Origin of the sequence: Haloechinothrix aidingensis (assembly GCF_013450155.1) — a bacterium.
Lineage (GTDB): Bacteria > Actinomycetota > Actinomycetes > Mycobacteriales > Pseudonocardiaceae > Haloechinothrix > Haloechinothrix aidingensis.
Genome location: NZ_JACCKD010000009.1, coordinates 73,225 through 89,285, shown reverse-complemented (window position 1 = coordinate 89,285; position 16,061 = coordinate 73,225). Strand labels below are relative to the sequence as shown.

18 protein-coding genes are annotated in these 16,061 nt (G+C 69.1%); 12 read left to right on the top strand and 6 right to left on the bottom strand.

Going from position 1 to position 16,061, the window contains the following annotated elements:
• The first annotated feature begins 11 nt into the window (after positions 1-11).
• Genes H0B56_RS20755 through H0B56_RS20740 form a run of 4 tightly spaced genes read left to right on the top strand, consistent with a single transcriptional unit; the run spans position 12 to position 2,442 of the window.
• Positions 12-578, top strand: coding sequence for a PH domain-containing protein (locus tag H0B56_RS20755; RefSeq protein ID WP_089300280.1), 567 nt, complete (start codon positions 12-14; stop codon positions 576-578).
• A gap of 33 nt (positions 579-611) precedes the next feature.
• The gene (locus H0B56_RS20750) at positions 612-1,499 is read left to right on the top strand and encodes a PHP domain-containing protein (protein ID WP_180894792.1); all 888 of its coding nucleotides are present in this window, start codon (positions 612-614) and stop codon (positions 1,497-1,499) included.
• A complete protein-coding gene (locus H0B56_RS20745; RefSeq protein ID WP_180894791.1) occupies positions 1,496-2,119 on the top strand; it encodes a MarC family protein in 624 nt (207 codons plus the stop codon). Before H0B56_RS20750 ends, H0B56_RS20745 begins: the two co-directional genes overlap by 4 nt.
• 53 nt (positions 2,120-2,172) lie before the next feature.
• Complete coding sequence (locus H0B56_RS20740) at positions 2,173-2,442, top strand: hypothetical protein (protein ID WP_180894790.1); 270 nt, start codon at positions 2,173-2,175, stop codon at positions 2,440-2,442.
• A gap of 9 nt (positions 2,443-2,451) precedes the next feature.
• Here H0B56_RS20740 and H0B56_RS20735 read toward each other — a convergent pair whose 3' ends face one another.
• Positions 2,452-3,705, bottom strand: a complete 1,254-nt coding sequence (locus H0B56_RS20735; RefSeq protein ID WP_180894789.1) for an Rv3212 family protein — start codon at positions 3,703-3,705, stop codon at positions 2,452-2,454.
• Positions 3,706-3,707: 2 nt separating this feature from the next.
• Positions 3,708-5,306, bottom strand: coding sequence for a DEAD/DEAH box helicase (locus tag H0B56_RS20730; protein ID WP_425484569.1), 1,599 nt, complete (start codon positions 5,304-5,306; stop codon positions 3,708-3,710).
• Positions 5,307-5,853: 547 nt separating this feature from the next.
• On the opposite strand from H0B56_RS20730, the gene H0B56_RS20725 reads away from it, so the two are divergent.
• The gene (locus H0B56_RS20725) at positions 5,854-6,525 is read left to right on the top strand and encodes a ferritin-like fold-containing protein (protein ID WP_180894787.1); all 672 of its coding nucleotides are present in this window, start codon (positions 5,854-5,856) and stop codon (positions 6,523-6,525) included.
• Positions 6,526-6,740: 215 nt separating this feature from the next.
• Positions 6,741-6,971, top strand: a complete 231-nt coding sequence (locus H0B56_RS20720) for a DUF3107 family protein (RefSeq protein WP_180894786.1) — start codon at positions 6,741-6,743, stop codon at positions 6,969-6,971.
• Between the two features lie 8 nt (positions 6,972-6,979).
• Here H0B56_RS20720 and H0B56_RS20715 read toward each other — a convergent pair whose 3' ends face one another.
• On the bottom strand, positions 6,980-7,303 hold the full coding sequence (locus H0B56_RS20715) for a DUF4873 domain-containing protein (RefSeq protein WP_180894785.1): 324 nt from the start codon (positions 7,301-7,303) through the stop codon (positions 6,980-6,982).
• Between the two features lie 89 nt (positions 7,304-7,392).
• Complete coding sequence (locus tag H0B56_RS20710) at positions 7,393-8,154, bottom strand: TetR/AcrR family transcriptional regulator (RefSeq protein WP_425484560.1); 762 nt, start codon at positions 8,152-8,154, stop codon at positions 7,393-7,395.
• An 87-nt stretch (positions 8,155-8,241) separates the two neighbouring features.
• Here H0B56_RS20710 and H0B56_RS20705 point away from each other — a divergent pair, with 87 nt between their 5' ends.
• From H0B56_RS20705 to H0B56_RS20695, 3 genes are all read left to right on the top strand, one after another.
• Positions 8,242-9,156: an AurF N-oxygenase family protein gene (locus H0B56_RS20705; RefSeq protein WP_180894783.1), complete on the top strand. Its 915-nt coding sequence runs from the start codon at positions 8,242-8,244 to the stop codon at positions 9,154-9,156.
• Between the two features lie 74 nt (positions 9,157-9,230).
• The gene (locus H0B56_RS20700; protein ID WP_180894930.1) at positions 9,231-10,082 is read left to right on the top strand and encodes an alpha/beta fold hydrolase; all 852 of its coding nucleotides are present in this window, start codon (positions 9,231-9,233) and stop codon (positions 10,080-10,082) included.
• Between the two features lie 233 nt (positions 10,083-10,315).
• Positions 10,316-10,666, top strand: a complete 351-nt coding sequence (locus H0B56_RS20695) for a hypothetical protein (protein ID WP_180894782.1) — start codon at positions 10,316-10,318, stop codon at positions 10,664-10,666.
• A gap of 109 nt (positions 10,667-10,775) precedes the next feature.
• Here the strand turns inward: H0B56_RS20695 and H0B56_RS20690 are convergent, their stop codons facing one another.
• A complete protein-coding gene (locus H0B56_RS20690) occupies positions 10,776-11,342 on the bottom strand; it encodes a GbsR/MarR family transcriptional regulator (protein ID WP_246361384.1) in 567 nt (188 codons plus the stop codon).
• A 127-nt stretch (positions 11,343-11,469) separates the two neighbouring features.
• The gene (locus tag H0B56_RS20685) at positions 11,470-12,183 is read right to left on the bottom strand and encodes a TetR/AcrR family transcriptional regulator (RefSeq protein WP_180894781.1); all 714 of its coding nucleotides are present in this window, start codon (positions 12,181-12,183) and stop codon (positions 11,470-11,472) included.
• Positions 12,184-12,465: 282 nt separating this feature from the next.
• Between H0B56_RS20685 and H0B56_RS20680 the strand changes: the two genes are divergently transcribed.
• From H0B56_RS20680 to moeZ, 3 genes are all read left to right on the top strand, one after another.
• The gene (locus H0B56_RS20680; RefSeq protein ID WP_180894780.1) at positions 12,466-13,476 is read left to right on the top strand and encodes an alpha/beta fold hydrolase; all 1,011 of its coding nucleotides are present in this window, start codon (positions 12,466-12,468) and stop codon (positions 13,474-13,476) included.
• A 297-nt stretch (positions 13,477-13,773) separates the two neighbouring features.
• Entirely contained in the window at positions 13,774-14,664 is an 891-nt protein-coding gene (locus H0B56_RS20675) for a DUF3152 domain-containing protein (protein ID WP_343063983.1), read from the top strand.
• A 217-nt stretch (positions 14,665-14,881) separates the two neighbouring features.
• Positions 14,882-16,054, top strand: coding sequence for an adenylyltransferase/sulfurtransferase MoeZ (gene moeZ, locus H0B56_RS20670; protein ID WP_180894779.1), 1,173 nt, complete (start codon positions 14,882-14,884; stop codon positions 16,052-16,054).
• Positions 16,055-16,061: the final 7 nt, after the last annotated feature.

The following is a 16,061-nucleotide window of genomic DNA, read 5'->3' as shown; positions in this document are numbered from 1 at the left end:
ACACTGCGAATATGTTCTCACCACGCGACCCCGACGAGTACTTGCTGGACACCGAGCGGCGAGTCGTGCGGGTTCGCCGGCACTGGGCGTCCCTGATCTGGGACAGCTTCGAGACGGCAGCGCTGCTGGCGGTGGCCGTGATGATCTCCTACGTGCTACCGCCGACCGACTGGGCCGTGTACGTGCACAACGTGCTCTGGTACGCGGCCCTGTTCGTGATCCTGCGATTCGTCTGGCAGATCATGTTGTGGTGGGCGGAGAACATCATCGTCACCGACAAGCGCTTCATCATGACCCGCGGCATCTTCACCACCAAGGTCCTGATGATGCCGATCTCGAAGGTGACCGACCTCACCTACCAGCGCAGCCCGTCCGGCCGGATGCTCGGCTACGGAACCATGGTCCTCGAGTCGGCGGGCCAGATACAGGCACTCAACCACATCGACTACCTCCCCAACCCGGAAGAGTTCTACGATGCGATCTCCGAGCTGGTTTTCGGGGACAAGAAGAAGCAGGCGGAGTCGTTCTCGATGACCAAGGCCAAGCGGCTCGCCGCGGGGAAGAGGCTGGTCGGCTGACGCCCCGGCCGGCCGATCGGAGAGACTGCCAGTGTGAGTCACTCCGATCTACGTATCGACCTGCACACGCACTCCACCGGCTCGGACGGCACGGACACGCCGTCCGAGCTCATGCGCGCCGCGGCGGCCGCCGGGCTGGACGTGATCGCTCTCACCGACCACGACTCCACCGGCGGCTGGGACCAGGCAGCCGCCGCGCTGCCCGCCGGGCTGACGCTGGTTCCCGGCGCTGAACTGTCGTGCGCCTGGCACCTCGGAGACGGGCGCGCGATCAGCGTGCACCTGCTCGCCTACCTGTTCGACCCCGAGTCGGACGCGATACTCGCCGAGCAGCGACGGTTGCGCGCCGAGCGCCGGTCCCGGTTACACACCATGGCCGGGCGTATGGCGGCCGACGGGCTGCCCGTCGATCCGGACGCGCTGCTCGACCGGCTCGCCCCTGACGTGCCCGCCGGGCGGCCGCACCTGGCTCGCGCACTGGTCGATGCCGGTGTCGTGCGGACGGTGGACGAGGCGTTCTCCCGGTATCTCGCGAGTGGCCGTTCCTACTACGTGCCGCGTGCGGACACCCCTGTGGAGTCCGCGATCGACATGGTGGCCGACGCGGGCGGGGTGACGGTACTCGCGCACCCGTTCGCGCACGACCGTGGCCCCACGATCGATGCCGGGGTGATCGCCACCCTTGCCGATCGCGGCCTGACCGGGGTCGAGGTGGACCACCCCAACCACGATCACGCGGCCCGCGCGCGACTGCGCGAGCTGGCCACCGAACTGGACCTGTTGCCGACGGGGTCGAGCGACTACCACGGGACGAACAAGCAGATCGTGCTCGGTGCCGAGACCACGGACCCGGACGTGTACGCCGAGCTGCTCAGGCGGGGACGTGGCAGTACGGCCGTGCGGGGAGAAGGGGGCCGTTGACCGTGGACTATCTCGACATCACGGTGTTCGCGACCGCGCTGATCACCCTGTTCGTCATCATCGACCCGCCAGGAACGATCCCGCTATTCCTCAGCCTGACCGGCAGGAAGTCGGTGGCCGCGCGAGCGAAGGCCGCCTGGCAGGCCACGCTGGTATCGCTCGTGGTCATCTCCGTGTTCGCGGTCGCGGGCCAGGCGATCCTGAGCTACCTGGGGATCGGCATCCCGGCCCTGCAGGGCGCCGGCGGGCTGTTGCTTCTCCTGGTGGCGCTGGACCTGTTGACGGGAAGGGAGAGCGCACAGCCGGAGGCGGCCGAGGAGGTCAACGTCGCTCTGGTACCGCTCGGTACTCCGCTGCTGGCCGGGCCGGGCGCGATCGCGGCGACGATCGTGTTCGTCCGCCAGGCCGAGGGGCAGCTACCCGCGTACACCGCGCTGGCACTCGCCATCGTCACCGTGCATGTGGTGCTGCTGCTCTGCCTGCGATACTCCGGTGCGATCATCAGGGTGATCAAGGAAAGCGGGATCACCCTGGTCGCCAAGATAGCGGGTCTGCTGGTGGCCGCCATCGCCGTGCAGCTCATCGCCGACGCGGTGCGGGGATTCATCGACGCCGCGTGAGAGCAGTAGGGTGATCGGCGACCTCGGACTGGCAGGGACCCGGGTGCTGGGGGATGGGAGATCGGTTGCGCGCTATAGCCGGGACGTTCGCAGCGGGCTTGTTGTTGCTGGCCGGCGTGCTGGTGGTGGTCGAGCTGGGTGACCTCACCGGTGGGCTCACGGGGCTACGGCCGCCGGCGATCTGGGCGCACCTGCTCGGCGGTGTCGTCGCGCTCGCCGCTGCCGCGTTCGCCGAGCTCCGTTCCGGGCTGTGGTCGCGCCTGGCGGCAGCGGGTTCGCTGCTGGTGGTGGCGATAACCCTGAGCGCCGTCTGGTTCACGTAGGGCGGGTCTCTAACCCGCGAGTGCCACCAGCTTGCCAGCGCGCTGCTCGAGCAGTACCGGGCCGCTCGTGGCCAGCCGGACAGGGCCGGAGTAGGCGCCGCGGTCGACGCTGATGGTCCGCTCCGCCTTGCCGGTATCCGCCTCGACGACGGCGAGCCCACCGTCGATCGGCATCAGCAGCTCGTCGCCGTAGGCGACCGGCGGCCCGAGCGTGTCCGGAAGCGACCACTGCGGTTCCAGGTCCGCTCCGGCAAGCGCGATCGTCCCGGAACCGGTGTACCAGTACACCGTGTCGCCGGTCCGTGAGGTCGCGACCACGCGCCCATCGGGGTCGCCTGCCAGGTCGTCGGCAGGGAGCTGCAGCTGGTACCCGGCCAGCCGCTCCCCGTCCGGGCCGTACACGACCAGCTGCTGATCCTCTCCGGTGGCGACCGCGGCGAGACCGGGTTCCTCCCCGGACATGGCGATCACGCGAGCCGAGGTGCCGTCCAGGGTCGTGCTGTAGCGTTCGTCCGGCTCGTCGCTACGCATCTCGTCGTCGGCCTGATGGGTCGTGCCGATGACGGTGAGCCGGTCGGTGTCGTCGTCCGGGCAGCGTTCCACCAGGCCGACCTGCCCCGCGGCTACCGTCACCGACCCGTAGGCGCACCCCTGGCGTGGCTGTTTTCCCGGATGAACCTTCGCCGGAACGTCGCCGTACTCCATGGTGCGCACCAGGTCCTCGGACCAGGCGTTGAGCAGGGTCTCCCCGGTGGTCACCAGGTGCGAGCCGTCCCCGATCAGCAGGGCATCCGCCTGGGCATCGCCGTTGCGCTGGGCGGTGCGATGCCCGCTTTCCGGGGAGAGCTGGGTGACCTCGCTACAGCCGTCCTCCTTGCGGTACGCGGCGGTGACCTTGTCCCAGTGGTCCGATAAGGCACACAGGTCGAGATCGCGCGTGTAGCTCCAGCGCGGCTCGCCGGTGCGCGCGTGCCGCCCGGTCACCGCGCCGTCCTCGGCGGTGACGACCGTGCCGCCGACCGTGACCGGTACGGTCGTCACCGAGCTCGGCGCGCTCCACAGTTGCGCGAACGACTCCGGTGCCCGCGTAGGAGGTTGCAGCTCAGGTGCCGGCTCGCCGGTCGTGACCTGCTCGGTGGCCACACTGTCCCCTGTGCGCCAGGCGAGGACGCCCGCCAGGGCGACACCGACCGCGAGCGAGACGGCCGCGACCCTGTCGCGCCGTCGCGTCCACGGTGAACGGCGGGAACGTGCCCGTACCACGGTTACTCCGTCGAGTTGCTCGCGGACTCCTGCCCGGACCGTGTCCGGCGCCTGCGGCGGCTACTGCCGCCCTGCCCGGACTGCTCGGAACGTTCGCGCTGCGCCCCGTTTCCGGCCGAGGAGCTCGAACCGCCCCTGGAACGGCGCCTGCGCCTGCGGGGTGCCGTGCCATCCTGCTCGGTACCGTCCGAGTGCTTCTCGCCCGTGTCCTGGCCGGCATGTCCGGCCTGGGTGGACTGGCCGGACGAACGGCCGCCGCCGCGTGTGCGCCCGCGGTTACGGCCGGAGCCGCGCCCGTTCGACCCGGTGCGGGACGACCGGGTGCGCGCGGCGCCGAAGTCGTCGCTCTCCTCGGCGGACAGCCCCGCCCTGTGCCGGTTGGCGATCGGCAGGCGCCCGGTCGTGTCCGTGGGGATGTCCAGGTCGGTGAACAGGTGTGGCGAGGTCGAGTAGGTTTCCGTCGGCTGCGGGATGTCCAGCCCGAGCGCGTCGGAGATCAACTTCCAGCGGGTTTCCTCGTCCCAGTCGACCAGGGTGATCGCGACACCCGTCTTGCCTGCCCGGCCGGTGCGGCCGATGCGGTGAATGTAGGTCTTCTCGTCCTCGGGGGTCTGGTAGTTGATCACGTGCGTGACGTCGTCCACGTCGATACCGCGAGCCGCGACATCCGTGGCCACCAGCACGTCGATCTTTCCGGCACGGAAGGCGCGCAGCGCCTGCTCTCGCGCGCCCTGACCGAGGTCGCCGTGCACGGCGGCCGCCGCGAAACCGCGCTCGCCCAGGTCGTCGGCGACCTTCTGCGCGGTGCGCTTGGTGCGCGTGAACAGCATCGTGAGCCCGCGGTCCCGCGCCTGCAGCGTACGGGCGATGAGCTCGGGCTTGTCCAGCGAGTGCGCCCGGTAGACGAACTGCTTGGTCCGTTCGTGTACCGCGCTCGCGTCGGTGTCCTCGGCGCGGATGTGCGTCGGCTTGGTCAGGAACGTGCGGGCCAGGGTGATGATCGGGCCCGGCATCGTCGCCGAGAACAGCATGGTTTGCCGCTGCTCGGGCACCATGCCCAGGATGCGCTCGATGTCCGGGAGGAAGCCGAGGTCGAGCATCTCGTCGGCCTCGTCGAGCACCAGGTGTGCGAGCTTGCCGAGCACGAGATGCCGCTGCTCGGCAAGGTCGAGCAGCCGTCCGGGCGTGCCCACCACGATGTCCACGCCGTCGCGCAGCCCTTCGATCTGTGCCTCGTACGGCCGCCCGCCGTAGATCGCCAGCGTGCGGACCTGCCGGTGCTTGCTCGCCTCCTCGAGGTCCTTGGTGACCTGCAGGCACAGCTCGCGCGTGGGAACCACGACCAGGGCCTGGGGCGTGCCGTCGCCGGGTGCCTGTATCTGGTGGAGCAGCGGGACCCCGAAGCCGAGCGTCTTACCCATGCCGGTGCGCGCCTGCCCGATGATGTCCTCGCCACGCAGCGCCAGCGGCAGGGCGAGCTCCTGGATCGCGAAGGTCCGTTCGATACCGGACTCGCCGAGCGCCCGTACGATGTCGTCGGAGACGCCGAGCTCGGCGAAGGTGGGGGGTTCGGCTGTCGCCGAGCCGCTCACCTGCACCAGGCGGGTGTGGTCTGTGTCCTCGGTGGTTGACTCACCATTCTCTGCGGGTGGAGGGCCAGATGTGTTGTTCATGCTTGCGGTCAGTGCGATCGCCTCTCTTGTCCAGCGCGCACATGCGCAGCCCTGGCCAGTCGCACTCGCGGTGTGTCTGCGCCGCGCTCACCCGTACCCGACCTGACGCGGTCGTGGTCGAGCGGTGCTGCTTGCCCGGTCGGGACGGTTCCCGTGATGTGCACGCACCGTTGTCTTGCATCGCTGTGTCAGTGCCGCGACGAAGCCGCGACGACTATCACGGCGGCGTGTCCGGCTGCCCGCGGTAACGCAGGCCGCTACCCCCAGGATAGGTTCCTGGCCGCGGGAATGTGGCGCACGATGCTCGTTATCACATTCGCCACGCAGTCTACCCCCTACTCCCGTGCCGCTGACACGCGCGCGGTCCGCTGGTCCACAGGTGTGGTGGCGGGGCGAGCCGAGGGACTCCTCCGATACACATGTGGTACCCGAGGAGTCCTTCGGCTCGCCCTCGAGGGACCGCTAGGGTAGCCGTGTGTCTGAAGTGCGTAGCGAAGCGAGTGACGGGTCGATCAGCGACGGTGTAGTAGACCTGCTCGGGGTGCTCGCCTACGGGGAGCTGTCCGCGTTCGACAGGATGGCCGAGGACGCGCGTGCCGCGCCGACGCTGCAAGGGCGGGCAGCACTCGCGGATATGGCCGCGGCCGAGATCGGGCATTACCGGCTGCTGTCGGCCTACCTCGCCGAGCACGGGGTCGCTGTCGAGGGCGCGATGCGACCCTTCGTCTCGCACTTCGAGGCCTTCCACGCGTCGACAGCCCCGAAGTCCTGGCTCGAGTCCCTGGTCAAGGCGCATGTCGGGGACGGGCTGGCCGCCGACCTCTACCGGGAGATCGCCACGTGGCTCGACCCGGACACCAAGGATCTGGTGCTGCGTGTGCTGGACGACACCGGCCATTCGGCGTTCGCCCGGCACGAGGTGGCCACGGCGGTGGAGGCCGACCCCGTGCTGCGTGACAAGCTCACGTTGTGGGGACGGCGGCTGCTCGGCGAGGCGACCACCCAGGCGCAGTACGTGGTTGCCGAACGCGACGGGCTGGCCAAGCTGATCGTCACCGGCTCCGGGGACCTCTCCGGCATCGCGGGCCTGTTCCGCCGCCTGCAGCAGAGCCACGGCAAGCGGATGCAGTCCCTCGGGCTCGGCTGAGATCTCCGGTGACGGGAGGGCGGCGGGGCCGTGCCCGGGTTGGGATAGCCTGGCCGAGGAACGATCTTCCGGGAGCCGTAGTCATGAGCCGGGCCATTCACCGCGCTCGGGTCACTGAGCATCGTCAGTCACCTGCAGGAGGCGGCCCGTCCGCCGAGGCGTGAATGGTCCTCCGGGAGCACGCACCGCAGTATTCGCACAGCAGGAGGGCACGCGTGGAGATCAAGATCGGCATTCAGGAGACCGCACGGGAACTCGTACTGGCCAGCAGCCAGTCGCTGGACGAGATCGACGAGCTGGTCTCCGACGCGCTTCGCTCGGATGACGGCCTGCTGCGCCTGACCGACGACAAGGGCAGGCTGGTGGTCGTGCAGGCATCCAAGGTCGCCTACGTGGAGATGACACCGGCCGAGGCGCGCAGGGTCGGGTTCGCCGGAGGCGTGTAGCCGCGCCGTCAGCCTTCGATGTCCGCGAGCGAGGTGGGGACGGCGAACGGCGGGGTGCTCGTACCCGAGATCCGGTAGCGGTTCCACGGGTCCGGGTCCGAGATCTCGCCGGACGCCGCACCCTCGCTCGTGGTGATCGTGACCTTCTTTTTCTTCCCGCCGGCCACCTGGTCGAGTTCCTGGTTCGCGGCGATGCGGCCGTACCAGCGGTAGTAGCCGTCGATGGGCTGGAAGTGGCCGCGCAGCTGGACGTCCACCGTGAGGGTGGTGTCCTCGACGAGCAGGCTGGCCTGGCCGACGTAGCCGTCCTCGTCCTGGTCGTGCTCGCTCATGACTCGCTCTCCTCGATGTCGTCGTGACGCCCGTGTCGCCGGGGTGGGGCCGGACTCCCGGCCCCGGGGTGCCCACGGGCAGCCGGGGACTACTCGGCAGCTTCCTCCGCTGACCCGGACAGGGGGCTGAACTGGATCACCTTGTTGACCTCGAGCGGCCTGTTGGGGTCGATGATGACGCCCTGCTGGCGGCAGATGCCGTCGATCGCTGCCCAGATGATCTGGGTGGTGTACTCCACCACGCTGTCCTTGCCCATGGAGCGGCGCTCCAGCCACCACTCGCCGGTGTTCTGCACCAGGCCGACCACACCGTACGCCCAGGGTTCGGCCGACCCGGAGTCGAGCCCGAACGCGCGCATGTAGTCGCCGAGCAGCGCGGTCACCGCGGTCGCGATGAATTCCTTGTCCTCCCCGACGATGTCGGAGTCCGGCGTGCGCTCCACGGTGTGGCTGGGGCGCGCCAGCAGGCGGTAGAGGTTGGGGTATTCCTCGATCGTGGAGAAGAACGCGTCGATCACCGAGCGGATGCGGGGCAGCGGCGCCAGTTCCTCGTTCAGCGCGGGCATCAACCTGTTGAACAGGATCTGCGTGCCGTGTTGCCCGAGCGCTACGTAGAGGTCCGCCTTGTCTGTGAAGTGCCGGTAGAGCACGGGTTTGGTCACGCCGGCCTCGGCCGCCACGTCCTCCATGCCGAACTCGGGACCGTGCGTGTCGAGCGCGCGTAACGCGGCGTCGACGAACTCGGCCCGTCGCTCGATGCGGTGCTTCTTCCACCGGTCGCGCCGCGCGTCGCCCTGTGCGCTGGACTGCTTGCTGAGCTGCTTGCGATTGCGCTTGACATCCCCGGACATGGAGCTCATGCTACCACTAGGTAACCGTTACCACCGGTTACATACAAGCGGGTGATTTTGGACCAGGGGAAGAAGGGCGGTCTTGCAATGACGCAGGCGCTGAAAGCGGGGGACCCGGAGAAGACCTCTGAGCGGCTGCTCAAGTCCTCGGCCGGCAAGTTCTACGATCCGGACGTCGACATCGACTGGGGCGCTCCGCTCGACGAGACCAAGCGCTACATACCCGAGCACCGCGTGTCGCTCTACGGCACGTACCTGTGGGATCGCCTGACCGAGCAGCAGCGCATCGAACTGACCAAGCACGAGGGCGTCAGCGTGGCCACCAACGGCATCTGGTTCGAGGTGCTGCTGATGCAGATGCTGCTCAAGGAGGTCAACGACGCCGATCCCACCTCGAGCCGCGCGCAGTACATGCTTACCGAGATCGCCGACGAGTGCCGGCACTCGACGATGTTCGCGCGGCTGGCGAGCAAGGCGGGTGTGCCGGCGTACGGGCCGGTGCGCTGGAGGCACCAGCTCGGCAAGGTCCTTCCGGTCGTCGGCTACGGACCCGCGCTCTACGGCGCGATCCTCGTCGCCGAGGAGATACTGGACCGCCTGCAGCGGGAGCAGATGAACGACCCCGAGATCCAGCCGCTGATGCGTATGGTCAACCGCATCCACGTACTGGAGGAGGCCAGGCACGTCACCTTCGCGCGGGAGGAGGTCGCGCGCGGTATGCCGCGGCTGGGCAAGGCCGAGCTGGCTTACCAGCGGTTCCTGATCGCGTTCGTGTCCTTCCACATCACGCGCAGCATCATCAACCCGCGGGTGTACTCCGCGGTCGGTATCGACCCCAAGGAAGGGCACAAGGCCGCGCTGCAGAACCCGTACTTCCAGGAGACCCTTCGCTACTCCGGGGAGAAGATCATGCCGTTCCTGCGGGAGAACGGTCTCGTGGGTGCCCCCGGTATGTACTGGTGGCGCAAGTCCTTCCTGGTCGGCGAGGGTGATGCCGCGTGACGACGGTCGATCACGCGGGTGCGTCGCCCGCGGAGCGGCAGGCGGCGCCCTGGGATCCCAGCCTGCGGCACCGGATGCTCACCTCGGACGGGACAGCGCTGCACGTACGGGAGTCCGGCCCGTCGACCGCCGAGGTCACCGTGGTGCTGGTGCACGGGTGGACGCAGGACAACACGTGCTGGGAGCCGGTAGCGGACCTGCTCAGCGGCGACGTCCGCGTGCTGCGTTACGACCACAGGGGGCACGGGGCGTCGGCGCCCGCTGCGCCGGGGACGGCGACCATCGCCCAGCTCGCCGACGACCTCGCGGAGCTGATCGACGAGCGGGCGCCTGCCGGTCGGCTCGTGCTCGCCGGGCACTCGATGGGCGGCATGACGATCATGGCCCTCGCCGAGCGATACCCGGAGCTTGTCGCGGAACGGGTCGTCGGCAGCGCGTTCGTGGCCACGTCCTCCGGTCAGATGGACCGCCTCACACTCGGCCTGCCCGACCTTGCAGCGCGCCGCGTGCCGCAGGTCGAGAGCGCGCTGCAGGTACTGCTGGAGAAGCGGCGCAAGGACACGCTGCCGGGAAACCCGCGGTTGCTCAGTCCGGCGACGCGCTGGCTGGTGTTCGGCAAGCGGGCCCGGCAAGCCGATGTCCTGGAGGTGACCAGGCAGGCGCTGCGGGCGCACCCGGTCTCCATCGCCGGGTTCCGGGAGTCCATGCGCGGTCATGACCGGCGCGTCGCGCTCGCGGCGCTGCGCGACAAGGCGACGGTCGTGCTGGTCGGGGACAGGGACCGGCTGTGCCCGGTCGAGCATGCCCAGGTCATCGCCGACCAGTTGCCCAACGCGGAGTACGTGCTCTACCCGGGTGCCGGGCACATGCTGACCTACGAGCGCTGCCGCGAGGTCGCCGGGCATATCAACGACCTCATCACCTGAGATCCGCGATGCCGGAGGAGCCCGATGTGACCTTGGCTCCATCTACGGAGCCGTATGTCACATCGGGCTCTCTTTCGCCACGGGGCCGTGCCCGTCACCCCCGACCCCGGTAGCTGCTGATCACCGGAAAAAATGCTTTGTATGGAACATAAAAGTTGATCCATACGTTGCAAATAGCGTCGAGGTATCGGGTTCGATTACTCCGGTGGGTAGCGACAGGGGAGGTGATTCCCGTGGCAGCTACGCAGGACCGTGGTGTCGATGCGTTGTTGACCGATGCCGAGGAGGCATTGCGCGGTGCCGAGCATGCGCTGCAAGCGCGCGCTCCGGACCCCGGCGAGCTGTACCACGTGGTCGACGGAGCCATGCGGGTAACGACCACGCTGGCCGAGCTGGTCGAGACGACCCGGCAGCGTGCGGCCGAGTGCCTGGATGGCGAGGTGCTCAGCGAGCTACGCGCGGACCTGCAGGCGATGCACGGTTGCCTGATCACCGGTCCCTTGCTGCTGGCTCCTGCTCGGGACGACTTGCGTCCTGTGCTGGGGCACAGTCAGGCCGAGCAGCGCGGGATGGTGGTGGACTGAGGCGCGGCGCCGTCTCCTCGGGTGCTCGGCGGGGCACCTAGGTCGTGTCTCCTAGTCCCGCGTACCTGCTGCGCGGGGCCAGCGCGACGGAGGGGATCAAGAGAACGACCTAGTCGGTCACCTCCGCGCTCTGCGCGCCCTCGCCGAACAGTGCCTGCCGGTGCTCGCGCCACTCGTCGAGGTTCTCGGCGAGCTTGCGGCGCATGAACGCGTAGAACTCCTGGGTCTCGCGTAGCCGCCGACCGCCGCGGCGGTCGGCGCCGAGCAGTTCGACGCCTTCGCCTGCGAGCTGCTCGAAGGGCTCGACCGTGTCGACCCGCCGCGACATGATCGTTCCCCAGACGTCGTCGTCGTAGATCCGGTAGGTGTCCACCCGCGCACCCGGCTCACGTTCCTTGCCGATCAGGTTGGCTTGCACAAGCGTGCGGACCGCCCCGGAGATCGCCGCCGGGCTCACCCGCAGGCCCGACGCGAGGTCGGCGGCCGTGTAACGCTCGGCGTCGTCGATCAGGATGTAGGCGAACACCCGGGCGGCCATGCGCGGGAGCCCGAAATCGGCCAGCGCCATCGCGAACCGCTCGATGAAGCGCAGCACGTCCTCGCCGGGCGTGCCGGAAGGCTCGCCTGCGGCTGCGGACACGGCCATCGCTGCCTCCTCCCGAGTCGTCCGGGCCATCTGGTTCACACTATAAGATCGATTCACAAAAGGGTAAATCAATTCGGGTGAGGCCGCTGGGGAGCCGACGTACGGCGGGTGATGCCGGCATGCGCGTGTTACCGGAGCCGCACCCCGTGCCGGGGGCTCAGGAGTGCTGCAGCGGGTACCCCGCGCCGATGCCGCGCCACGCGAGCTGGGAGATCAGGCCGACCGCCTCGTCGCGGTCGATGCTGCTGGGGTTTTCCATCCAGAAGCGCGCGCTGACCTGGCTCAGGCCCACCAGGCCCGCTGCGAGCAACCGGGCGCGCGTGGAGTCGAGCCCGGCATCGGCGGTGATCGTGTCGGTCAACGCGTCAACGATATCCGTGGTCGCCCGCTCGACCGCGCGCTGCACCTGTGCGTCGCCTCGCAGGTCGGACTCGAACACCATGCGGTACGCACCCGTCCGGCCGTTGACGAAGTCGAAGTAGGCCCCCACCGCGGCGTTGACGCGGTGCTTGTTGTCGGGGGTGGAGGCCAGCGCGGTTCGCACGTTCGAGATCAACTCGTCGACGTGCTCCTCGAGCAGCGCGATGTAGAGCTCGAGCTTGCCGGGGAAGTGCTGGTACAAGACCGGCTTGGACACTCCTGCGTGCTCGGCGATCTCGTCCATCGCGGTCGCGTGGTACCCGTTGGCGGCGAAGATCTCCTGAGCCGCGGTCAGCAGCTGCGCACGGCGCTTGTTGCGAGGCAGCCGGGTACCACGGCCGAGCTCGAAATCGTTCGTGTCACTGCCGAGCGCGGTGCCCCCGCCGGCTTCGTCCTGTGGGGTGCGCGGTGCCAGACTGGTGGCGTCGATCCGCTTCGCCGCTTCGGTCATGCTTCCTCCATCGCGCGCTCGAGCGCCACACTCTGACGCCGGTCGCCGTAGCGATCCCGCGCGCCCCGTTCGCTGGTTACGGGCAACCGCTCGGGCTGCCGCTTCGACACTACCGGTGGGTAGCCCTGTCTCGGCAAGGCTTGCTGGCGTGTCAACACGTTAACCGCCGCAACGCCGGACGGGTTACGGCCCGTCTCCGGATCGAGACCGACGTTACGTACCGTCTTGCCCTGGGGCGATCGTCGCTGGATCGTGCGAGTGGGCGCGGGCATTCTTGTGGGGATGTCGACGTCACCCTCGCGCGGCCGCGCCCGGCCCGTTCCGAGCGCCCCGCTTCCCGCGAACACCGTGTTGCCACCGCTCGACCGGTCCCTGCCCCCGTGGCCCGGCGAGGTCGAGACCGCGGGCGGCGCCCGGCTGTTCGTGCGGTGTACCGGGGAGGCGCCCACCGGATACGGCGGGCGGAACGGGCACAACGTGCTGTACGTGCACGGGCTCGGGGGATCCTCGACCAACTGGACCGACCTCGGCTACCAGCTCATGCCGTGGGGCAACGGCATCGCTGTCGACCTGCCCGGCTTCGGCTTCACCGAACCGGATGCCGGGTTCGACTTCCGCATGGGCTCACAGGCCGAACGGCTGGCCGCCTATCTCGACGGGCACGGCGACGCGCCCGTGCACCTGGTCGGCAACTCGATGGGCGGCGCGATCGCGATCCTGCTCGCCGCGCGCCGCCCCGACCTGGTGCGCACCTTGACGCTGGTCTCGCCCGCGATGCCGGACCTGCGGCCCGACCCGCGCCGGCTCTCCGATCCCAAGGCGGCACTGACCCCTCTCCCGCTGATCGGTAAGCGGGTGCGCAGGGAGCTGGCCGCGCTGGGGCCGCGCGAGCGCGCGCGGCGGATCATCGAGCTGTGCTGTGCCGATCCCGACACCTTCCCGCGTAACCGGCTGGACGAGCTCGCCGAGGAACACACCGCACGCATGCGGTACGCGTGGGCGGGCCCGGCGCTGAGCCGGAGCACCGCTGAGCTGGTCCGTACCTGGCTGGCGCCTGGCGCGGGGTCGTTGTGGGTGGCCGCGCGTGAGGTGACCGTTCCCACGCTTGTCGTCTGGGGCACGCGGGACCGGGTGATCTCGGCGCGCAAGGCACTCCGCACGGTCAGGGCGCTGCCGAACGGGAGGCTGCTCCTGCTCGACCGGACCGGTCATGTCGCGCAGATGGAGCATCCCGCCGCGCTCGCCGGGGCGATGCTGGGCATGTGGCAGGCGGTGCGGGACGGCCGCTGGTGACCCGGGCGGGGCCGTGCTCGGCGTGCGCTGAGCGCGGCCGGGCGATGTGGCACGCTGGATAGCGTGCATCCACCACCGCGACCAGGAAACGGGCGCGACACTCGCGCCACTGATCGCACCCGGCGTGGCACGGATGGTTCCACGGGCGCAGCTTCCTCCGCAGGGGCCGGTGAACCACTTCGGGCGTCCTGGCGGCCGAGTGCCGCGGGCACCGGGCGGCAAACCGGCCCGCAAGGCGCCCGCAGTGGTTCACAGGGAACCGGGAGACGGCCGCGGCGGGGCGGTGCGACCGGCTCGGTGAGCCGGCTGCGCCGTTTCGGCTGGCGGCTCTACGCGCTACCCGCGCTGATGGTGCTGACGTTGCTCGTGGCCGTCGACACGGCAACCGACGCCGGGTCGTCCGACGGCGAGCGGGTCGGCACCAGCTCGCAGGCCCAGGAGCGTCGTGCGGAACATCCGCCTGTGGGTGAGCCGCCCGTGAGCGAGGTCCCGGTCGATCCCGCTGAGGTGGATGTGCCAAGCGCCGAGCTGCCGGACGGGGGCGACTTCACCGAGGAGGGCGAGCACACCTGGGAGGTCCTGGACGGCTCCGCAGAGCCGGTTGGTGAGGGGGACGAGCACTACGCTTACACCATCGAGGTCGAGGACGGCATCGACCCCGCGAGCTACGGCGGTAACGATGCCTTCGCCGAGACGGTCGAAGCGATCCTCTCCGACCCGCGTAGTTGGATCGGCAGTGGGAACGTGACGTTCGAGCGCGTCGACGGGCAGGACACCCAGCCGGACTTCCGGATCAGTCTCACCACACCCAAGACCAGCAGGCACGCGGACGTGTGCGGTTACGTCATCGAGTACGAGGCCTCCTGCTACCGCAGGGACATCGACCGTGTCGTGATCAATCTCGCGCGGTGGGTCCGGGGTGCTGTGGCGTTCGACTCCGATATCGGCATGTACCGGCAGTATCTGGTCAACCACGAGGTGGGCCACGCGCTCGGGCTGCCGCACGTGGGCTGCGCCGAGGACGATGCGCTGGCGCCGGTGATGATGCAGCAGAGTTTCGGTGTGGACAACGACTACGTCGCCGAGCTCAACGAGGGCATACCAGGGGAGGAGAGCACGGTGCCGTCGGACGGAAAGACCTGCCGGCCGAACGCCTGGCCGAACCCGCAGGCCGACACCGATGACTGAGCCGGCGTGCCCGCTGGCCGGGCACCGGCATCGCCGCTCCCGGTATGCGGCTCCCAGTATCTGGGAGGGCCCGCCACGGGAAGATACTCCCGCCTACTGTTGTTATGGGTATCGACGGCGCGGCCGAACCGCCGCGCACGCAGCGTGACCAACGAGAAGTACAAGCCGCTACGAAGCAGAGCCCGGCCACGGGGACGGGCACGTGTGGAGGATCCGAATGTCACTGCCGCCGCTTGTTGAGCCGGCCACCGAGCTCACCAAGGAAGAGGTGGCCCGCTACAGCCGCCACCTGATCATTCCGGATGTCGGGGTCGAGGGGCAGAAGCGGCTGAAGAACGCCAAGGTCCTGGTGATCGGCGCGGGCGGGCTCGGAAGCCCGGCGCTGCTGTACCTCGCGGCGGCGGGAGTCGGCACGCTCGGCGTGATCGACTTCGATGTCGTCGACGAGTCGAACCTGCAGCGTCAGATCATCCACGGGCAGTCGGATGTGGGCCGCCCGAAGTCGGAGTCGGCGAAAGCCTCGGTCGCCGAGGTGAACCCGTTCGTCGACGTCGTGCTGCACACCGAGCAGCTCACCAGCGACAACGCGCTGGACATCTTCCGGGGCTACGACCTGATCCTGGACGGCACCGACAACTTCGCCACCCGCTACCTGGTCAACGACGCCGCGGTCATCCTGGGCATGCCCTACGTCTGGGGATCCATCTTCCGGTTCGAGGGGCAGGTCAGCGTCTTCTGGGAAGATGCGCCGGACGGCAAGGGCCTGAACTACCGCGATCTCTACCCTGAGCCGCCGCCACCGGGAATGGTTCCGTCCTGTGCGGAAGGCGGCGTGCTCGGCGTGCTGTGCGCCTCGATCGGCTCGATCATGGTCAACGAGGCCATCAAGCTGATCACCGGAATCGGCGAGCCGCTGCTCGGCAGGCTGATCAGCTACGACGCGCTGGAGATGCGCTACCGCGAGGTCAAGATCCGTAAGGACCCGGAGACCCCGACGATCACCGAGCTGATCGACTACGACACGTTCTGCGGTGTGGTCAGCGCGGACGCCTCCGACGCCGCCGCGGGGCACACGATCACGCCTGCCGAGTTGAAGGCGAAGTTCGATGCGGCTGAGGACTTCGAGCTGATCGACGTCCGGGAGCCGCACGAGTACGACATCGTCAACATCAAGGGCGCCAAGCTGATCCCGAAGGACCGGATCCTGTCCGGCGAGGCACTGGCCGAGCTGCCGCAGGGCAAGCCGATCGTGCTGCACTGCAAGACGGGCGGCCGTTCGGCCGAGGCACTCGCGGCCCTGCACAAGGCGGGCTTCTCCGACGCCACGCACCTCGGTGGCGGGGTCGTCGGCTGGGCCAACGAGATCGATCCGAGCCTGCCCACCTACTGACGTCTCG

Excerpts from the sequence above, each read along its gene's own strand:
- H0B56_RS20755 (WP_089300280.1), top strand. The coding sequence starts at position 12 with ATGTTCTCACCACGCGACCCCGACGAGTACTTGCTGGACACCGAGCGG.
- H0B56_RS20740 (WP_180894790.1), top strand. The coding sequence starts at position 2,173 with ATGGGAGATCGGTTGCGCGCTATAGCCGGGACGTTCGCAGCGGGCTTG.
- H0B56_RS20715 (WP_180894785.1), bottom strand. The coding sequence starts at position 7,303 with ATGAGCGAGCACGACCAGGACGAGGACGGCTACGTCGGCCAGGCCAGC.
- H0B56_RS20710 (WP_425484560.1), bottom strand. The coding sequence starts at position 8,154 with ATGTCCGGGGATGTCAAGCGCAATCGCAAGCAGCTCAGCAAGCAGTCC.
- H0B56_RS20705 (WP_180894783.1), top strand. The coding sequence starts at position 8,242 with ATGACGCAGGCGCTGAAAGCGGGGGACCCGGAGAAGACCTCTGAGCGG.
- H0B56_RS20700 (WP_180894930.1), top strand. The coding sequence starts at position 9,231 with ATGCTCACCTCGGACGGGACAGCGCTGCACGTACGGGAGTCCGGCCCG.
- H0B56_RS20690 (WP_246361384.1), bottom strand. The coding sequence starts at position 11,342 with ATGGCCCGGACGACTCGGGAGGAGGCAGCGATGGCCGTGTCCGCAGCC.
- H0B56_RS20685 (WP_180894781.1), bottom strand. The coding sequence starts at position 12,183 with ATGACCGAAGCGGCGAAGCGGATCGACGCCACCAGTCTGGCACCGCGC.
- H0B56_RS20680 (WP_180894780.1), top strand. The coding sequence starts at position 12,466 with ATGTCGACGTCACCCTCGCGCGGCCGCGCCCGGCCCGTTCCGAGCGCC.
- moeZ (WP_180894779.1), top strand. The coding sequence starts at position 14,882 with ATGTCACTGCCGCCGCTTGTTGAGCCGGCCACCGAGCTCACCAAGGAA.